Below are 17202 nucleotides of genomic sequence, written 5' to 3'. Positions count from 1 at the left end.
AGAGTCTATGGAACGATCTCAGATGTCAAGTAGTATTCTGTTTCACATGAAGGATCTGGTGACCGCGGCCCTTGCGGCGGCGAAGGAACGGGGCCAGGACGTCGCGGACGTCCCGCTGACGGCGATCGCGGCCGCGGCCGGCATCTCCCGCAGCACGCTGTTGCGCCGACTCGGCGGCTCCCGGGCCGCGCTGGACGAGGCCGTCCGGCAGGCGGGCATCGACCCGGGCGGCCGTCCGCCGGTCCGGGAGCGGGCGATGGCGGCGGCGTCCCGGCTGGTGGCCGAACGCGGCCTCGGCGGGGTCACCCTGGACGCCGTCGCGGAACGTGCCGAATGCTCGCTGCCCAGCCTGCACACGGTCTTCGAGGGTCGGGACGGCCTGCTCTCCGCCGTCTTCGAGCGATACGGCCCGCTGCCGGACCTGGAGGCGCTGGTGGCCGACCCGCCGGAGAGCCTGGAGGACACCGTCCGGGTGCTCTGCCGGACCTTCGTCGCGGCCTTCGACCGCGAGCCGCGGATCGTCCCGGCGGTCTTCGCGGACCTGTTCAGCCGACCGGACGGTCCGGCCGCCCGGATGGTGGCGGCCACCTTCCCGCGCCTGTTCGACTACCTGTCCCGGCTGCTGCTGCCGCACATCGAGGCCGGGCGGATCCGGCCGCTGCCGTTCCCGGTCCTGGTCCAGCTGCTGCTCGGCCCGCTGATCAACCACGTCCTCCTGCGCCCGGTGCTCGAACCCGCCCTCGGCGGCGGGCTGCCCTCGCTGGACGACTCGATCGAGCTGTTCGCGGACGCCTACCTGCGGGCCGTCGCCCTGCCGTAGGGCGGGCACGTGGCAGGGGCGTGACGCGGCCAGGTGGCGCGGCCGGAAAAAGATTTCCCGCAGGAGCTGTCACACGTGGGCGGTGGGCCGGGTCAGTGGAGTGACCGAGCACAACACGCCGCTTGAAGGAGCTTCACATGTCCGTCGCCCACGTCATCGTCACCGTCCTCGGCGCCCTCATGACGGGATTCTCGGCCGGATCCGTCTTCCGCAAGGCCGAGTTCGTCGTCGGCCCGCTGGTCCAGTACGGCGTGCCGCGCTCCTGGTGGATCTGGCTGGGCGTGGCCAAGGCGGCCGGCGCGGTCGGCCTGCTGGTCGGCCTCGCCGTCCCGGTGATCGGCGAACTGGCCGCGATCGGGCTGGTGTTGTACTTCGCCGGCGCCGTCGCCACCGCGCTGCGGGCCCGCGACCACGCGCACGTCGTGTTCCCGATCATCTACGCGGCCCCGGCCGCCGCCGCCCTCGTGCTCGGGCTCGCCGCCTGAACCCCCGGACCGCCGGCGAGAATTGCGCCCGAAGGACGCCCGTCCGAATCCCGCCGGAGGAGACCCCGTGATCGGCAAGCTGCAGTGCCTCGTCATCGACTGCCCGGACCCGGCCGTGCTGGCCCGCTTCTACGCCGGGCTGCTGGGCGGCGAGATCGACCGGCCGGACCCGCGCTGGTCACTCGGCGAGGACTGGTCCACGCTGCACCTCGACGGCGGTACGGTGCTCTGCTTCCAGGGCGTCGCCGACCACCGCCCGCCGCGCTGGCCGGACCCGGAGCACCCCCAGCAGGCGCACCTGGACATCGACGTCGGGGACCTGGCCGCCGCCGAGCGCGAGGTGCTCGCGCTCGGCGCCGTCCGGTTGCGCGACGTCGGCCGCTGGCGCATCTACGCCGACCCCGCCGGGCACCCGTTCTGCCTGGTCCGGGCGTAGCCGGCCGGCCGCACCGCGGGCGGCGGCGGCGCGGCCCGTCAGTCGAGGACCAGGCGGTCGCCGAGGCGCAGCCGTCCGGGGGCGGCGACCTCGGCGAGGGCGTCGAGCCGGCCGTCGTGGGCGTGTACGACGGCCTTGAGGATCTCGGGGGCGTGCGGCAGGCCCGGCTGGGCGGTGCCGGTCATCGCACAGCGCTCGCTGGAGCGGACGAAGGCCAACCGGGCGCCGTCGGAGGCCTCGGTGTGGGCCCGCCGGCCGAACCAGGAGTCCTCGACGAACGGCGGGGTGCCGGGCGGGGTGCGCAGCACCAGGTTGGGGCGGAACCGGCGCTCGTCGACCACGGCGCAGGGGACGGCCTCGCGGACCCAGTCCAGGGTGGCGGTGGTGAACACGCTGACCGGCAGCTGGTCGAAGTGCGAGACGGCGTCCTCGCGGGCGAGTTCGACGTCCCCGCGCTGGAGGTAGGCGCGCAGGAAGGCGGTCGGGTCGGCGACCGGGCGGCCGAGCGGGTCGAACAGCTCGGGGCCGTCGATCCGGTGGCCGAGGCGGGCGGAGAGGCGGAGCAGGCCGTCCATCCGGCGGAAGCGGCGGGTGTTCTTGCCCGAGCCGAGTTTGCCGTCCCCGTCGCGGACGGCGTAGAGGCGGTCGCCGGCCAGGCCGCGCTCGTCCACCTCGACGGAGTCGAGCCGCTCGCCGCCGGTGGATTTCACGGGGTAGCGCCAGAGTCGCTCGATCACTCCGATGATCTCTGCCATGGCCGGACAGCGTAGCGGCGGCGCCGGGGGATGGTCTAGACCAAGTCCGGTAGGGTGGTTGGCCGAAAACCTCCGGCCCGCTCGGTGGCCAGGTCGGGCCACCGTCCGCGCGCCCCCGGTCGGGCCGCCGTCCGTTCAGCCCAGCCGGGCCACCGCCCGGACCGGCGCGCCGTCCGCCGCCACCAGTCGCAGCGGGAACAGCGACACCTCCACCGGCCGTCCGGCCTCCTGGGCGTCCAGCAGCGCCCGCAGATCGGTCAGGTTCTCCGCGATCACCCCGCCGCCGGGCGCCCCCAGCAGCACCCGGTGCGCGGCGAGGGTCGGCTCGTCGGCGGCGGGCTGGTCGTGCTCGTCGGTGAGGTCCGCGAGCAGCGCGGCGACCGCCGGGTCGCCCGGGCCCGGGTCGGGGGTGGGGTCGACGCTCAGCGCGTCCACCCCGACGGTCCGCACTCCGGCGGCGACGATCGCCTCGGCGGCGGCCTCGGTCAGGGCGGGGTGGGCGAGGTACGCGTCGGTGCCCCAGTGCCGTGCCCAGCCGGTGGCGAGCAGCAGGACGGACCCCTCGCCGGCGCGCTCCAGGGCGGGCGCGAGCAGCTCGGGGGTGACGGCGCCCCGGGGCTCCAGCCCGCGCAGGTCGGCGAGCACCGCCGGGCCGGTGAACCGTTCCAGCGGCAGCCCGTCCAGGGTCGGCCAGGTGACGTTCACGTGGTAGGGCGCGTCCACGTGCGTCCCGGACTGCGAGCCGAGGTGCAGGGCCAGCACGTTCACCCCGGCGGTGGCGGTGGTGAGCGCGGGCTCCAGCAGGACGGCCGGGTCGCCGGGGTAGACCGGCATCGCGGTGGTCACCTGATGGGTGAGGTCGACGAGGGTCGCTGGCATGACCCCATCCTCCCAGGGGTGCCCGTGGATGAGGCCCGACCGGGTAAGGCCGGATAGAAATGGGCCATGGGAACAGTCAAGCGTCAGCCGTGGGTGGTCGGGGTCTCGGGTGCGTCGGGGACGCCGTACGCCGCCTCGGTGATCCGGGCGCTGCTCGCCGCCGGGGAGCCGGTGGACCTGATCGTCAGCCGCGCGGCCCGGCTCACCATCCTCGACGAGACCGGCATCTCCTTCCGGGACGCCCACTGGCGCGCCGACCTGGCCGCCTGGCTGGGCACCGACGAGGGCCTGGACGACGTCCGCTACTGGTCCGCCGGGGACTTCGCGGCCGGCCCGTCCAGCGGCTCGTACCCGGCCAAGGGCATGCTGGTGGTGCCCGCGACCACCGGCGCGGTGGCCGGGATCGCGCTCGGCCTGAGCAAGGACCTGCTGCAGCGGGTGGCCAGCGTCACCCTCAAGGAGCGCCGCCCGCTGGTCGTGTGCGTGCGTGAGACGCCACTCAACGGGGTGACGTTGAAGCACCTGGTGGAGCTCGACGTGCAGGGCGCCGTCGTCCTCCCCGCCTCGCCCGGCTTCTACGCCGGCGGCTCGACCGTGCGCGAACTCGTCGATTTCGTGGCCGGTCGGGTGCTGGACGCGGTCGGCGTCCCGCATTCCCTGTACCTGCGCTGGGAAGGGGAGTTGGGGGCGGCGGCCCGCCAGGGAGGCGGGAACGGCAGCGTGTCGGCTGAGGGGGAGTGAGAAGGCCGAGAGCGGGAGAGTATCTTCTCTGCGATATCCGGGTTGTTCCGCGCATGGCGCCTTTGAATCCGGATAATGATCTGTGGGTCTGGTGAGGTTCGGAAGGACGCGGACGGTATATGGACACGGTGGACAGACAGCTCATCCAGGCGCTCCGGGAGAACGGCCGCGCGTCCTACGCCGAGCTGGGCCGGCTGGTCGGACTCTCCGGCCCGAGCGTCACGGACCGGATCAACCGCCTGGAGCAGGCCGGCGTCATCACCGGCTACCGCGCGACGGTCAACCCGGCCTCGCTCGGCTTCGGCGTCACGGCCCTGATCGGTCTTCAGCTGACCGACGCCGCCGACCACGAGGACGTCGCGTTCCGGCTGAAGGACCTCAACGAGGTCGAGGACTGCTGGTTCATCGCGGGTGACGACTCGTACATGCTCAAGGTCCGGGTGGCCGACGTGGCGGGCCTGGAGTCGGTGGTCAAGCGGATCTCGGGCACGAAGGGCGTGGCCCGCACCCGTACCACCGTCGTACTCTCCACCAAGTGGGAGAACCGGGTGAGCGAGCTCCCTCCCGAAGGAGAGTGACGTCATGGCACTGGTCGGTCTGGAGGAGCTGCGCGCAGCCCGGCAGCGGATCGCGGGGGTCGCCGTGCGCACCCCGCTGGTTCCCGCCCCGTGGGCGGCCGAGGGCGAGCGCCGGCTCTGGCTGAAGCCGGAGAACCTCCAGCCGACCGGGGCCTTCAAGACCCGCGGCGCGTACAACCGGCTGGCCGCGCTCACCGAGGGCGAGCGGGCCCGCGGCGTGGTCGCCCAGTCGAGCGGCAACCACGCGCAGGCGGTGGCGTACGCGGCGGGGCTGCTCGGCATCAAGGCCGTGATCGTGATGCCGGACACCTCCCCGGCGGTGAAGGTGGAGGCCACCCGGGGGTTCGGCGCCGAGGTGATCCTGGTGCCGCCGGGGGAGCGGGACACCCTGCCCGGCGAGCTGGCCGAGCGGCACGGCTACGTCTGGGTGCCCCCGTACGACGACCCGTTCATCATCGCGGGCCAGGGCACGGTCGGCCTGGAGATCGCCGAGGACGCCCCGGCCGGGCTGGACACCGTCCTGGTGCCGGTCAGCGGCGGCGGCCTGATCTCCGGGACGGCGGCCGCGCTCAAGCTCACCCGCCCCGGCATCCGGGTGGTCGGCGTCGAGCCGGAGCTGGCCGCCGACGCGCAGGCCAGCTTCCGGGCCGGTCGCCGGCTCGCCTGGCCGGTCGCCGACACCTACCGGACCATCGCGGACGGCCTGCGCACCCCGTCCGTCGGCGAGCTGCCCTTCGAGCACCTCACCGCGTACGTGGACGACGTCGTCACCGTCACCGAGGACGAGATCCGGGCCACCGTCGCCCTGCTGGCCCGCCGCGGCCGCCTGGTCGCCGAGCCCTCCGGCGCGGTCGCGCCGGCCGCCTACTTCCACCGCGCCGCCGAGACCGGGGGCCAGACGGTGGCGGCCGTGGTCAGTGGTGGCAACATCGACCCCGCACTGCTCGCTGAGCTGCTGTCGGCATAGGCGTACGCTCGGTCCGGCAAGGAATCGAAGTCGGAGGAGGCGGGGCACCGCATGGACGCAGGGCTCAAGCGCGAGCTGGAGGCGAAGGTCTACGCGGGTGAGCGGCTGACCCGCGAGGACGGGATCGCGCTCTACGAGAGCGACGACCTGGCCTGGCTGGGCGGACTGGCCCACCACGTGCGGACGCGGAAGAACGGCGACGTCGTCCACTTCAACGTCAACCGCCACCTCAACATGACCAACGTGTGCAACGCGTCCTGCGCGTACTGCTCGTTCCAGCGCAAGCCGGGCGAGAAGGACGCCTACACGATGCGCATCGAGGAGGCCGTCCGGCTCGCCAAGGCGATGGAGGTCGAGTCCCTCACCGAGCTGCACATCGTCAACGGCCTGCACCCGACCCTGCCCTGGCGCTACTACCCGCGCTCGCTGCGGGAGCTGAAGGCGGCCCTGCCGAACGTCTCGCTGAAGGCCTTCACCGCCACCGAGATCCACTGGTTCGAGAAGATCAGCGGCCTGTCCGCCGACGAGATCCTGGACGAGCTGATCGACGCCGGCCTGGAGTCGCTGACCGGCGGCGGCGCGGAGATCTTCGACTGGGAGGTCCGCCAGCACATCGTCGACCACGACACCCACTGGGAGGACTGGTCGCGGATCCACCGCCTCGCGCACAGCAAGGGCCTCAAGACGCCCTGCACCATGCTGTACGGCCACATCGAGGAGCCCCGCCACCGGGTCGACCACGTGCTGCGGCTGCGCGAGCTGCAGGACGAGACCGGCGGCTTCCAGGTCTTCATCCCGCTGCGCTACCAGCACGACTTCCACGACTCCAAGGACGGCGTCGTGCGCAACCGGCTGATGGCCCGCACCGAGATGGCCACCGGCGCCGAGGCGCTGAAGACCTTCGCGGTCTCCCGGCTGCTCTTCGACAACGTGCCGCACGTCAAGGTCTTCTGGGTGATGCACGGCGTCACCACCGCCCAGCTGGCGCTCAGCCACGGCGCGGACGACATGGACGGCTCGGTGGTCGAGTACAAGATCACCCACGACGCGGACAACTTCGGCACCCCGAACAAGCTCGGCCGCGACGACCTGCTCGATCTGATCCGTGACGCCGGTTTCCGCCCGGTCGAGCGCAACACCCGCTACGAGATCATCCGCGAGTACGAGGGCCCGGACCTGACGCGCCGCGAGGCCCCGCAGGCCATGCGCCTCTGACGTCGTCTCCCGCCGCCCGGGCCGGTCCTCGGCCCGGGCGGCGGCTTTCTTCACGGCCTCCGCACCCGCCCCGGGTTTACCAACCGGTACACCGTTTGGCAGGATCGGCGGCATGTCCGGTTCTCATCGCGCCACCCCGTACCCGTCGTACGAGCCGATGCCGGAGCCGGTGTACGGGGCGCCGCAGCAGCCGTACGAGCCGTACCAGCAGCCGGTCCACCAGGAGCACGGCGGCTACCAGCAGCACCCCCCGCAGCAGGCCCAGGACGGGTACGGCGGGTACTTCGACGCCTACGACCAGCCGTTCCAGGCGTACCCGCCCGAGTCCGGCCCCGGGCCGATGCCCGGCCCCGAGCCGCTGTACGGCCCCGAGCCGCCGTACGAGCCGGAGCCCAGCTACGAGCCGCTGCCCGAGCCGCGTCCGGCCCCGGCCGCCGCGGCACCCGTGGAGGGCCGGGCCGCCGCCCGCGGACGACGTCGCAAGCCGAAGCGGAAGCGGCACGGCAAGGCCGTGACCGCGGGCACCGCGCTGCTGCTCGCGGCCGCCGCCGGCTGGTACACCGTCGGCCAGGACACCGCCAAGCCCGGCCTCACCACCGCCGAAGGGCCGGGCCCGGAGGGCGTCGCCACCCCCGACCAGCCGTCCCCGGCCGCGGGCGGCGCCCAGCCCGCCGCGGCCAAGGCGGCCTCCGACCGGCAGACCGGGAGCCCGGCCGCCGACCGCAGCCAGGTCCGCACGGACGGCTCGGTCGCCGCGATACCCGGCCTCGGTGCCGACTTCGCCGCGAAGATACCCGCCGAGACCACCCAGGTGGTGCTCGCCTCCGGCCAGGACAAGAACGGCAACAAGAACACCGTCACCCTCTGGACCCGCACTCCCGAGGGCCGCTGGCTGGCCGGTGAGACCTGGCAGGGCCACAACGGCAACAACGGCTGGACCACCGACCACAACGAGGGCGACCTGCGCAGCCCGATCGGCGTCTTCTCGCTCACCGACGCCGGCGGCCGCAACGCCGACCCGGGCAGCAAGCTCCCGTACGACAAGGACCCGAGCTTCGTGGTCTCCGGGACGGGCTTCTTCGGCGACCAGCTGGCCGGTTCCTTCGACTACGTGGTCGCGATCAACTACAACCGGGTGCCCGGGAACTCGCCGCTCGACCCGCGCCGGCCCCAGGGCGCGAAGAAGGGCGGCGGCATCTGGATCCACGTCGACCACGACGGCCCCACCCACGGCTGCGTCTCGATCCCCGAGGACAAGATGGCCCAGCTGATCCGCACCCTGGACCCGGCGGCCCACCCGGTGATCGTGATGGGCGACGCGACCTCGCTCGCCGCCTGACCCCGGCGTTCCGGACGGCGTTCCGGCGGCGGCCCGGGCGGTGTCCGCCCGGCCGTGCGCCCCACCGTGCCTCGCGTGGTGCGCCCCGGCGCACGCGGAGGCCAGTCGCCGCAACGCCCGTTGTCGGGCTCCTACAGATCACGGGGACGGATCCTGTAGCCGGTCGCGCCCGGCTGACCAGCCGGTAACCCGGTTCCATGGCACTATGAGCGGTTCGCGCATTGTGGCACTCGGCCACTACCAGCCCCCCAAGGTCCTCTCCAACGACGACCTGGAGGCGCTCGTCGACACCAACGACGAGTGGATCCGCAGCCGGGTGGGCATCAGAACCCGGCACATCGCCGAGGGCGAGACCCTGGTCGACCTCGCCACCGAGGCCGCACAGAAGGCACTCGCCAACAGCGGTCGGACGGCCGACGAGATCGACCTGGTCGTGGTCGCCACCTGCACCGCGATCGAGCGCAGCCCCAACACCGCCGCCGCGGTGGCCGCCCGGCTGGGCGTCCGCGCGCCCGCCGCCTACGACATCAACACGGTCTGCTCCGGCTTCTCGTACGCCCTGGCCACCGCCGACCACGCGATCCGGGCCGGAGCGGCCCGGCGCGCACTGGTGATCGGCGCCGAGCGGATGTCCGACACCCTCGACTGGACCGACCGCTCCACCTGCGTGATCTTCGGTGACGGCGCCGGCGCCGCGGTGGTCGAGGCCCAGGAGGACGGTGCCGAGCCCGGCATCGGCCCGGTGGTCTGGGGCTCCGAGCCGGAGCGGGGTGACGCCGTGGTGATCACCGGCTGGGACCCGGTGATCAGCCAGCAGGGCCAGTCGGTGTTCCGCTGGGCCACCACCCAGCTCGCGCCGCTGGCCCGCCGGGCCTGCGAGCAGGCCGGGATCGACCCGGCGGACCTGAAGGGCTTCGTGCCGCACCAGGCCAACCTGCGGATCATCGACGCGATCGCCGCCAAGCTGGGCCTCGCCGACGCGGTGGTGGCCCGGGACGTGGTCGACTCCGGCAACACCTCGGCCGCCTCCATCCCGCTGGCCTTCTCCAAGCTGGTCGAACGCGGTGAGCTGTCTCCCGGCGACCCGGTCCTGCTCTTCGGCTTCGGCGGCGGCCTCGCCTACGCCGGCCAGGTGGTCCGCTGCCCGTGACGGCGTGGAGCCGGATCTCCTGAGTCCCCCACAGCGCCCCTGCGGGCCCTGGAAGCGAACATGCCGGTGGGCGGGCACCCTGTGTGAGGGGCGCCCGCCCACCGGCATGTCTGGCGCGCGTGCGGTACGTCGGCGGACCTCCCCCGAGGACACGGCCGCCGTCCGTCGTACCCCGGAACAGGAGGCCGGGGCTGCGCGCGGAGCGGATGGTCGGTTGAACGGATGGTCTACTTGGGCGGCTTCTTGCCGGTGACGCCCAGGTACACCAGGGGAGCGAGGTTGGGCTTGAGGTCCTTGACCTTGACGCCCCAGGATGTGAAGGCCTTCTGGTGCTCGGCCGCCGAGGCGAGCAGCGAGACCAGGGCCCCGGCGACGGCATTCGGGTCGAGTGATTTGTCGGCCTGACCCTTCGCCTGGAGTTCCTTGACGGCCTCCGCGAGCGGCTTGGCGACCGCGTTGAGGACCGTCATGCGGATCTTGAAGAACCGCTTGTCCCCTTCGGCGGCACCGAGCGTGACCACTCGGAGAATGGCGTCGTTCTTGCGCCAGAAGGCGAGGAATCCGTCGACCAGTTCTTCCGAAGTGGTCGGGCCGGACTTCCCTGCCCAGGACTTTCCGGCCACCAGCTCTTTGAGGGTGTCGGCGTCCTTGGCCATTTCCTCGGCGATTTCGAGGACAGCGCCCTCGACATCCGGGAAGTACTGGTAGAAGGTCGCGGGGGAGGTACCCGCCATACGGGCGACGTCGATGACCTTGACGTCCCGATAGGGCGACGTGCTGAGCATCTCGCGGAGGCAGTCGAGCAGCTTCTGCCGCGTCTCCTGTCCGCGTCGCCCGGCGACGCGACCGTCGACGGTGCGAACTTGTCCTGTCATGCCGTCAGCTTACCGTGGCACGATCTTGGCGCGATTCGGTGATGCGACTATTACTCCGCACGGGGGTTGCTATAGGGGCATGAACCACTTCGGACGGATATTCACCGTGCTCCGGAGGTGCCGTTGAAGCCCCCCCGTGTGCTTTTGACCCCACAGCGTGACGGCGAGTCCGCTGAGGGGTGGTCGAGTGACAGAGCGTGACGATCGCCGGTGTCGAAAGATTCATGCCGGGATGGAGGGTCCGGGCGTCCGAACGCAAGCCGCCGCCGGAACGGGCGTCAGAATCCGGCCGTTCCGTCATCGCTGACCGGGCGGTGGCGTCCCCGGGGCTGCTGCCGGATCTGGGCGGGGGAGGTTGGAGATGCGCCGGGCGGCATTGGAGAATCGGGTCCGGCACCACGCGGCGGGTGCGGAAAACGGGGAGGTGGCAGCGGAGTGGACCAGCTGACGGCGCACGATCCGAGGCGGATCGGGCCCTTCGAGGTGCTGGGGCGGCTCGGCGCGGGTGGGATGGGGCTGGTCTACCTGGCGCGCTCCGCCTCCGGTCGGCGGGTGGCCATCAAGACCGTCCGGGGGGAGCTGGCCGAGGACGAGCTGTTCCGCGTCCGTTTCGCCCGTGAGATCGAGGCGGCCAAGACGGTCGGCGGCTTCTACACCGCGGCCGTGGTGGACGCGGACGCGGACGCCCGGGTGCCCTGGCTGGCCACCGCGTACATCCCGGCCCCCTCGCTGGAGGACCTGGTCGAGGAGTGCGGGCCGCTGCCGGTGGACGCCACCCGTTGGCTGATCGCGGGCATCGCGGAGGCGCTGCAGTCCATCCACGCGGCCGGGCTGATCCACCGCGACCTCAAGCCCTCCAACGTGCTGGTGGTCGAGGACGGCCCGAAGGTGATCGACTTCGGCATCGCGTCCGGCGTCTCCAGCACCCGGCTCACCATGACCAACGTCGCGGTCGGCACCCCCGCCTACATGTCCCCGGAGCAGGCCAAGGACAGCCGCAACGTCCGGGGCGCCAGCGACGTCTTCTCGCTCGGCTCGCTGATGGTGTTCTGCGCCACCGGGCACCCGCCCTACCGCGGCTCCAACCCGGTCGAGACGGTGTTCCAGCTGCTGCGCGAGGAGCCCGACCTGTCCGGGATGCCGCGCGAGCTGATGGACCTGGTCCGCGCCTGCATGCGGCAGGCGCCGGAGCACCGGCCCAGTCCGGCGCAGATCCAGGCCGAGTTGGCCCCGCACCTGTTCTCCCGGGACGACGCAGCCGGCGAGGTCGGCGACTGGCTCCCCGCGAACGCGCTGGAGCTGATCGAGCGCAAGCGCGGCCGCCGCCCGAGCGCGCCGCAGCGGGCCGTCCACCTGCCGGTCGGCGCGCCGCCGCCCCCGGCCGGGCCGCCGCAGGCCGGCCCGCTCCAGCACCAGCCGCCGCAGCCGCACCAGCAGGTCCCGGTGCAGCGCCCCGGCCTGGACGACCCGCGCACCCACCCGGGCGGCGGGCACGCGCCGCCGCCGTCCGGGCCGGTGCACACGGGGCCGCGGCCGGGCCCGGGCCCCGACGGCGAGATCCCGACCGCGAAGATCGCCTCCCCCAACAAGCACCGCGCGCCGACCGGCGGCGGGGCCGTCGAGGTGCGGCTGTCCGGAGCCTCGGTGCGGATAGGCCCCGGGCCGCGGGCCGAGCACGAGCAGCCCGGTCCGGGCACCGCCCCGGCCGAGACCGACTGGGTCCGCCGGATCACCCCGCCGCCGACGCCGCCGGCCGCCCACTGGCGCCCCTGGCGGTTCCGGATGTCCAACGACGTCTGGGGCACCCCGGTGGTCGCCGACGGCACGCTGTTCGTCTCCAGCTTCGAGGTGCACGCGCTGGACATCGCCTCCGGCGAGCGCCGGTACAAGACCCGGGACGTCGCCTGGGCGCTCGCGGTGGACGCCGGCCGGGTGCACGCCGCCGACGGCCCGCACCTGTACACCGTGGACGTCGCGGACGGCACCGAGCGCTGGCGCACCTCACTGGACGGCTGGGTCTACTCGCTCTCCGCCGCCGACGGGGTGCTCTGCTGCGGCGTCCGGGGCGGCGGCGTCCAGCTGCGCTCGGCCGCCAACGGCGCCGAGCTGTGGCGGGCCGACGACGCCCAGCAGGACTACGAGAACCCGCAGTCCGGGCCCGTCCTGGTGGCCGGCTCCGCCTACTACTACGGCGCCGGGCGGCTGCGCTGCATCGACCCGCGCGGCGCCGGCCTGCGCTGGTCCTTCCCGGTCGGCGAGGACGTGCCCTCGCACCCGGTCGAGCGCGGCGGTGTGCTGTACGTGACGGCCGGCACCCGGGTGTACGCGCTGGACGCGGCCAGCGGGGTCGAGCGCTGGCGCTTCGAGGCCCCGGTGGTGCTGTTCACCCCGCCCGTGCTGGACGCCGACGCGGTCTACGTGGCCGACTACCTCGGCACGGTGTACGCGCTGGACGCGGCCACCGGCCGGGACCGCTGGCGCGGGGTCACCGGCAGCCGGCAGGGCGCCGAGCCGGTGGTGGTCGGGGACGGCATGGTGCTGGTCGGCAGCGGCGAGGTGCTGTACGCCTTCGAGGCGGCGAGCGGGCGGGAGCGCTGGCGCTACACCGCGCGCGGCGAGATCGTCGGCTCCCCGGCGGTGGCCGACGGCCTGGTGCACCTGGGCAGCCGGGACCACTCGCTGCACACCCTGGACCTGGCGAGCGGCCAGCTGCGCTGGGAGCTCGGCACCAAGGGCGAGCTGACCGGCTCGCCGGTGGCGGTCGGCGGCCGGGTCTTCGTCGGCTCCAAGGACCGCTGCGTGTACGCGTTGGACGCCTTCTACGGCACGGCCGTCCCGGTGCGCTGAAACGGTGCGCTGAACCACTGCGGCGGCGGGGCGGGTGCCCCGCCGCCGCGGCGGTCGGGTCGGAGCGGGGTCGGCTCGGGTCAGGCCTTGCGGGCCTCGGGGTGGCGGCTGCACCAGCCCTCCCACGCGGAGGAGACCATCTCCGCCACGCCGTGGCGCGCGTTCCAGCCCAGCTCGCGGCGGATCAGGTCGGCCGAGGCCACCACCCGGGCGGGGTCGCCGGGGCGGCGCGGGGTCACCTCGGGGGTGGTGTCGTAGCCGGTGACCTCGCCGATCACCTCCAGCATCTCCTTGACGCTGACGCCCTCGCCGCGGCCGATGTTGAGCACCAGCGAGGTCTCGCCGGCCGGGTCGGCGGCCAGCCGCTTGGCGGCCGCGACGTGGGCCGAGGCGATGTCGGAGACGTGGATGAAGTCGCGGACGCAGGTGCCGTCCGGGGTGGGGTAGTCGCCGCCGAAGACCCGCGGCGCCTGACCGGCGGTGAGCCGCTCGAAGACCATCGGGATCAGGTTGAAGACCCCGGCGTCGGAGAGCTCGGGCGAGGCGGCGCCGGCCACGTTGAAGTACCGCAGTGCCACGGTGGAGATGCCGTGGGCCTTCCCGGCGGCGGCGACCAGCCACTCGCCGGCCAGCTTGGTCTCGCCGTACGGGCTCATCGGCGCGCAGGGGGTGGACTCGGTGACCAGGTCGACGTCCGGCATGCCGTAGACGGCGGCGGAGGAGGAGAAGAGGAAGCGCTTGACCCCGCCCTCGGCGGCGGCCTCCAGGACGGTCTGCAGGCCGATCATGTTCTCCCGGTAGTAGAAGAACGGCTGCTCGACGGACTCGCCGACCTGCTTCTTGGCGGCGAAGTGCAGGATGCCCTCGACCGCGTGCTCGCGGATGGCGGCGTCCAGGGCGGCCCGGTCCAGGGTGGAGCCCTTGACCAGGGCGACGCCGTCCGGCAGCCGGGAGGCGTCGCCGGTGCTGAGGTCGTCCAGGACGGCGACGCGCTCACCGGCGTCGAGCAGCTGGCGGACGACGTGCCCGCCGATGTATCCGGCACCGCCGGTGATCAACCAAGTCATGCGCTGATCCTAGGGTCCGTCGTCAAACTCCCGTCGTCCGCCCGAGGACGGGAGCTTCACGACGGACCCCGGGGCGTTCGGGTTACGTGGCGGCTGGCGGGCGAGTCGAACGGTCGAATCGTACAAATCGGTGAAATGCTGACAAAGATTTCCGTGCTATCAGCGTGGTGACGAATCGGAGGCAGCCAGGTGAGCCGAAAGAAGGAACACGCCCGTCCCCTGCCGGCCGGGCCCCGGCCGACCGGTCCCAAGGCGGCGCGCGGCCGGTGGCCCGCGGCCGGTGTGGTGGCCGTGCTGACCGCGCTGGCCCTGGCCGGGTGCAGCAGCTCCTCCTCGTCCCCGGCGCCGGTCGCGGACTCCTCGTCGGCCAAACCGGCCTCCTCGGAAGCCTCGCAGCCGGGCGGCGGGGACCAGTTGCAGAACGCCTACCAGAAGGTGATCGCCGACGTGCTGCCCTCGGTGGTGCAGATCACCACCGGTGACAGCCTCGGCTCGGGGATCGTCTACGACGACAAGGGCGACATCGTCACCAACGCCCACGTGGTGGGCACCGCGACCACCTTCACCGTCACCCTCGCCAACAGCACCAAGTCGCTGGACGCCACGCTGGTCGGCAGCTATCCCGACTCCGACCTCGCGGTGATCAAGCTGAGCAGCCCGCCGAGCGGCCTCAAGCCGGCTTCCTTCGGCGACTCCGCCAAGGTCCAGCTCGGCCAGATCACCCTCGCCATGGGCAGCCCGCTCGGCCTCTCCAGCAGCGTCACCCAGGGCATCGTCTCGGCCATCGGGCGGACCGTCTCCGAGCCCCGGGGCGGCGGCTCGCCGGGCGCCACCATCGGCAACATGGTGCAGACCTCGGCCGCGATCAACCCGGGCAACAGCGGCGGCGCGCTGGTCAACCTGGACAGCCAGGTGATCGGCATCAACACGCTCGCGGCGACGGAGCCCCAGACCAACGGCGCGGCCGCGCCCGGCATCGGCTTCGCCATCCCGGCGTCCACCATCACCAACATCACCGACCAGCTGATCAAGCAGGGGAAGGTCACCAACTCCGGCCGGGCCGCGCTCGGCATCACCGCCCGGACCAGCTTCAACCAGCAGTTCCAGCCCTCCGGCGCGGTCATCGTGGCGGTCACCGCGGGCGGTCCGGCGGCCACGGCGGGACTGCAGGCCGGCGACGTGATCACCAAGCTCGGGGACGTCACGGTCGACTCGCTGAACGCGCTCACCACCGCGCTCGCCTCGCTCACCCCGGGCAGCAAGGTCACCGTCACCTACACCAGGGACGGCAGCAGCAAGACGGCCGACGTCACCCTCGGCACGCTGGGGGCCGCCTAGGCCGCCTGAGCCGCCTAGACCACGCCCGGCCCGGCCCGGCCGACCGCGCGCCGCGCAAGGGTGCCACCGGCCGGCCGCCGCACCGGACGGCGCCGGGACCTCGTCACTGCCTCGACGAGGTCCCGGCGCCGTGCCACGCCCGTGCTCAGCGGCGGGCGGTGTGGGTGTGCCAGGGCAGTTCGACGGTGACGCTGGTCGGGCCGCCCTCCGGGCTCTGCACCAGGAACACCCCGTCCACCGCGCGGATCCGCTCGGCCAGCCCGGCCAGACCGCTGCCCGGGTAGGGGGCCGCGCCGCCCTTGCCGTCGTCCTGGACCAGCACCATCAGCTGGTTGTCCGAGCGCCAGACGTCGACCGAGGCGGAGCGGGCGCCGGCGTGCTTGGAGACGTTGGTCAGCAGCTCGCTGACGGTGAAGTACGCGATGCCCTCGACCGCCGAGTCCGGCCGCTCGGCCTGGCCGTCCGGACCCTTCAGGTCGACGTTCACCCTGACCCCGCCGGGGACGGTGCAGCGGGCGGCGACCGCGGACAGCGCCGCGTCCAGGCCGCGGTCGGTGAGCACGGCAGGGTGGATGCCCCGGGCCAGGTCGCGCAGTTCCTGCAGGGCCAGCTTCACTTCGCCGTGCGCGTTGTCGACCATCTTCGTGGCGGCCGCCACGTCGTCCTCGGTCTCGATCTCGCGCAGCCGCTCCTTGGCCATGCCCAGGTCCATGGCCAGCGCGACCAGACGGGCCTGGGCGCCGTCGTGCAGGTCGCGCTCGATCCGGCGCAGGTCGGCGGCGGCGGTGTCGACCACGGTGCCGCGGTCGTCCTCCAGCTCGCGCACCCGCTCGGCCAGGGCGCCCGGGAAGAGCAGCGACTCGATCAGGATCCGGTCGGTCGCCGCCATCCCCCGGATCGCCCAGGGCAGCACCGGCCACATCACGATGACCGCGACCAGGGTCAGGGTGAAGCTCAGGATGCCCCAGGGCAGCATCAGCACGTTGTAGAGCACCGAGCGCCAGTTCAGCAGGTCGGTCAGGTGGGCGATGGTGAAGCCGACCACCCCCGGCCGGCGCGGCCGCACCGGCTCCGGCTCGTGGATCTCGGAGCCGTACGCCGACCGGGCCCGACGGCGGCCCAGCCCGCCCATGACGCGGCAGCCGGCCAGCCCGGCGGCCAGCAGCGGCAGGCCGATCACGGTGACGGACAGTCCCAGGCCGACCGAGAGCATGGTGATGGCGAGCACGAAGCCGGCGATGCCGAGCGGCAGGTTGAGCAGCAGCTGTCCGGCCTGCCGCCACATCCGTGCGCCGTACAGCGGGGGGCGCTCCATTGACGCGTCCTGCTCCCTGATGGCGTCCGCGGCGCGGCGGTGCAGAGGCTTCATCTGGATCTACCGTCCCTCTTGATCGAGCTGGTGCACCAAGCTTCTCGAACCGGGGGCGGGCGAGGCCATGGGGGTGATACATCTTCCGGAGCGGGGGTTATCCCTACCCCTGCCCTGGTCGTCGAGCCACTCCCGGGTGTTCACCGGAGTGTCCACCGGACGTCTTGCGGAGCGGGCAGGGTTCGGGCGGAGCGGAGCCCTCCCCTTAGACTCACGCATTGGCCATGGTTATGACCGTGAGAGGAAACGTCGTAGAACTGCCTTGAGGGGCTGTTCACGGCCGAGGTGGAGGGCGAAGGCATGGAGGGGCAGCACGCGGCTGCCGTCGCGGCCGACCCGGC

16 protein-coding genes are annotated in these 17202 nt (G+C 73.0%); 11 read left to right on the top strand and 5 right to left on the bottom strand.

Features of this window, described 5'->3' with window-relative positions:
- Positions 1-46 precede the first annotated feature (46 nt).
- From ACIO5E_RS26705 to ACIO5E_RS26695, 3 genes are all read left to right on the top strand, one after another.
- Entirely contained in the window at positions 47-820 is a 774-nt protein-coding gene (locus ACIO5E_RS26705; RefSeq protein WP_400672285.1) for a TetR/AcrR family transcriptional regulator, read from the top strand.
- Between the two features lie 137 nt (positions 821-957).
- Positions 958-1305: a DoxX family protein gene (locus ACIO5E_RS26700; RefSeq protein ID WP_400672282.1), complete on the top strand. Its 348-nt coding sequence runs from the start codon at positions 958-960 to the stop codon at positions 1303-1305.
- Between the two features lie 67 nt (positions 1306-1372).
- Entirely contained in the window at positions 1373-1741 is a 369-nt protein-coding gene (locus ACIO5E_RS26695; RefSeq protein ID WP_400672280.1) for a VOC family protein, read from the top strand.
- Positions 1742-1779: 38 nt separating this feature from the next.
- Here the strand turns inward: ACIO5E_RS26695 and ACIO5E_RS26690 are convergent, their stop codons facing one another.
- Both ACIO5E_RS26690 and ACIO5E_RS26685 read right to left on the bottom strand, forming a co-directional pair.
- Positions 1780-2496, bottom strand: coding sequence for an MOSC domain-containing protein (locus ACIO5E_RS26690; RefSeq protein WP_400672279.1), 717 nt, complete (start codon positions 2494-2496; stop codon positions 1780-1782).
- 135 nt (positions 2497-2631) lie between these two features.
- Positions 2632-3375, bottom strand: coding sequence for a cyclase family protein (locus ACIO5E_RS26685; RefSeq protein WP_400672276.1), 744 nt, complete (start codon positions 3373-3375; stop codon positions 2632-2634).
- A gap of 66 nt (positions 3376-3441) precedes the next feature.
- Between ACIO5E_RS26685 and ACIO5E_RS26680 the strand changes: the two genes are divergently transcribed.
- From ACIO5E_RS26680 to ACIO5E_RS26655, 6 genes are all read left to right on the top strand, one after another.
- Positions 3442-4116: a UbiX family flavin prenyltransferase gene (locus ACIO5E_RS26680; protein ID WP_400672274.1), complete on the top strand. Its 675-nt coding sequence runs from the start codon at positions 3442-3444 to the stop codon at positions 4114-4116.
- A 119-nt stretch (positions 4117-4235) separates the two neighbouring features.
- Positions 4236-4694 (top strand): Lrp/AsnC family transcriptional regulator, encoded by a 459-nt coding sequence (locus ACIO5E_RS26675; RefSeq protein ID WP_030232219.1) that lies wholly within the window; start codon positions 4236-4238, stop codon positions 4692-4694.
- A gap of 4 nt (positions 4695-4698) precedes the next feature.
- On the top strand, positions 4699-5661 hold the full coding sequence (locus tag ACIO5E_RS26670) for a threonine/serine dehydratase (RefSeq protein ID WP_400672272.1): 963 nt from the start codon (positions 4699-4701) through the stop codon (positions 5659-5661).
- Positions 5662-5712: 51 nt separating this feature from the next.
- Positions 5713-6876, top strand: coding sequence for an aminofutalosine synthase MqnE (gene mqnE, locus ACIO5E_RS26665; RefSeq protein ID WP_400672270.1), 1164 nt, complete (start codon positions 5713-5715; stop codon positions 6874-6876).
- A 112-nt stretch (positions 6877-6988) separates the two neighbouring features.
- Positions 6989-8215, top strand: a complete 1227-nt coding sequence (locus tag ACIO5E_RS26660; protein WP_400672268.1) for a L,D-transpeptidase family protein — start codon at positions 6989-6991, stop codon at positions 8213-8215.
- A gap of 205 nt (positions 8216-8420) precedes the next feature.
- Positions 8421-9365, top strand: coding sequence for a beta-ketoacyl-ACP synthase III (locus tag ACIO5E_RS26655; RefSeq protein ID WP_400672266.1), 945 nt, complete (start codon positions 8421-8423; stop codon positions 9363-9365).
- A 227-nt stretch (positions 9366-9592) separates the two neighbouring features.
- Here ACIO5E_RS26655 and ACIO5E_RS26650 read toward each other — a convergent pair whose 3' ends face one another.
- Positions 9593-10240 carry a TetR family transcriptional regulator gene (locus ACIO5E_RS26650; protein ID WP_030055725.1) on the bottom strand — a complete coding sequence of 216 codons (648 nt, stop codon included), beginning with the start codon at positions 10238-10240 and terminating at the stop codon, positions 9593-9595.
- Between the two features lie 435 nt (positions 10241-10675).
- Between ACIO5E_RS26650 and ACIO5E_RS26645 the strand changes: the two genes are divergently transcribed.
- Positions 10676-13087: a PQQ-binding-like beta-propeller repeat protein gene (locus ACIO5E_RS26645; protein ID WP_400672263.1), complete on the top strand. Its 2412-nt coding sequence runs from the start codon at positions 10676-10678 to the stop codon at positions 13085-13087.
- A gap of 80 nt (positions 13088-13167) precedes the next feature.
- Here ACIO5E_RS26645 and galE read toward each other — a convergent pair whose 3' ends face one another.
- Complete coding sequence (gene galE / locus ACIO5E_RS26640; RefSeq protein ID WP_280675335.1) at positions 13168-14154, bottom strand: UDP-glucose 4-epimerase GalE; 987 nt, start codon at positions 14152-14154, stop codon at positions 13168-13170.
- A gap of 189 nt (positions 14155-14343) precedes the next feature.
- Here galE and ACIO5E_RS26635 point away from each other — a divergent pair, with 189 nt between their 5' ends.
- On the top strand, positions 14344-15492 hold the full coding sequence (locus tag ACIO5E_RS26635; protein WP_400672261.1) for a S1C family serine protease: 1149 nt from the start codon (positions 14344-14346) through the stop codon (positions 15490-15492).
- A 145-nt stretch (positions 15493-15637) separates the two neighbouring features.
- Here the strand turns inward: ACIO5E_RS26635 and ACIO5E_RS26630 are convergent, their stop codons facing one another.
- Positions 15638-16807, bottom strand: coding sequence for a sensor histidine kinase (locus tag ACIO5E_RS26630; protein ID WP_400672344.1), 1170 nt, complete (start codon positions 16805-16807; stop codon positions 15638-15640).
- Between the last annotated feature and the right edge of the window lie 395 nt (positions 16808-17202).

The sequence above is a fragment of the Kitasatospora sp. NPDC087314 genome, from assembly GCF_044744365.1.
Lineage (GTDB): Bacteria > Actinomycetota > Actinomycetes > Streptomycetales > Streptomycetaceae > Kitasatospora.
Note: the sequence above shows the minus strand (reverse complement) of the source record. Positions and strands in the feature narration are given on the sequence as shown.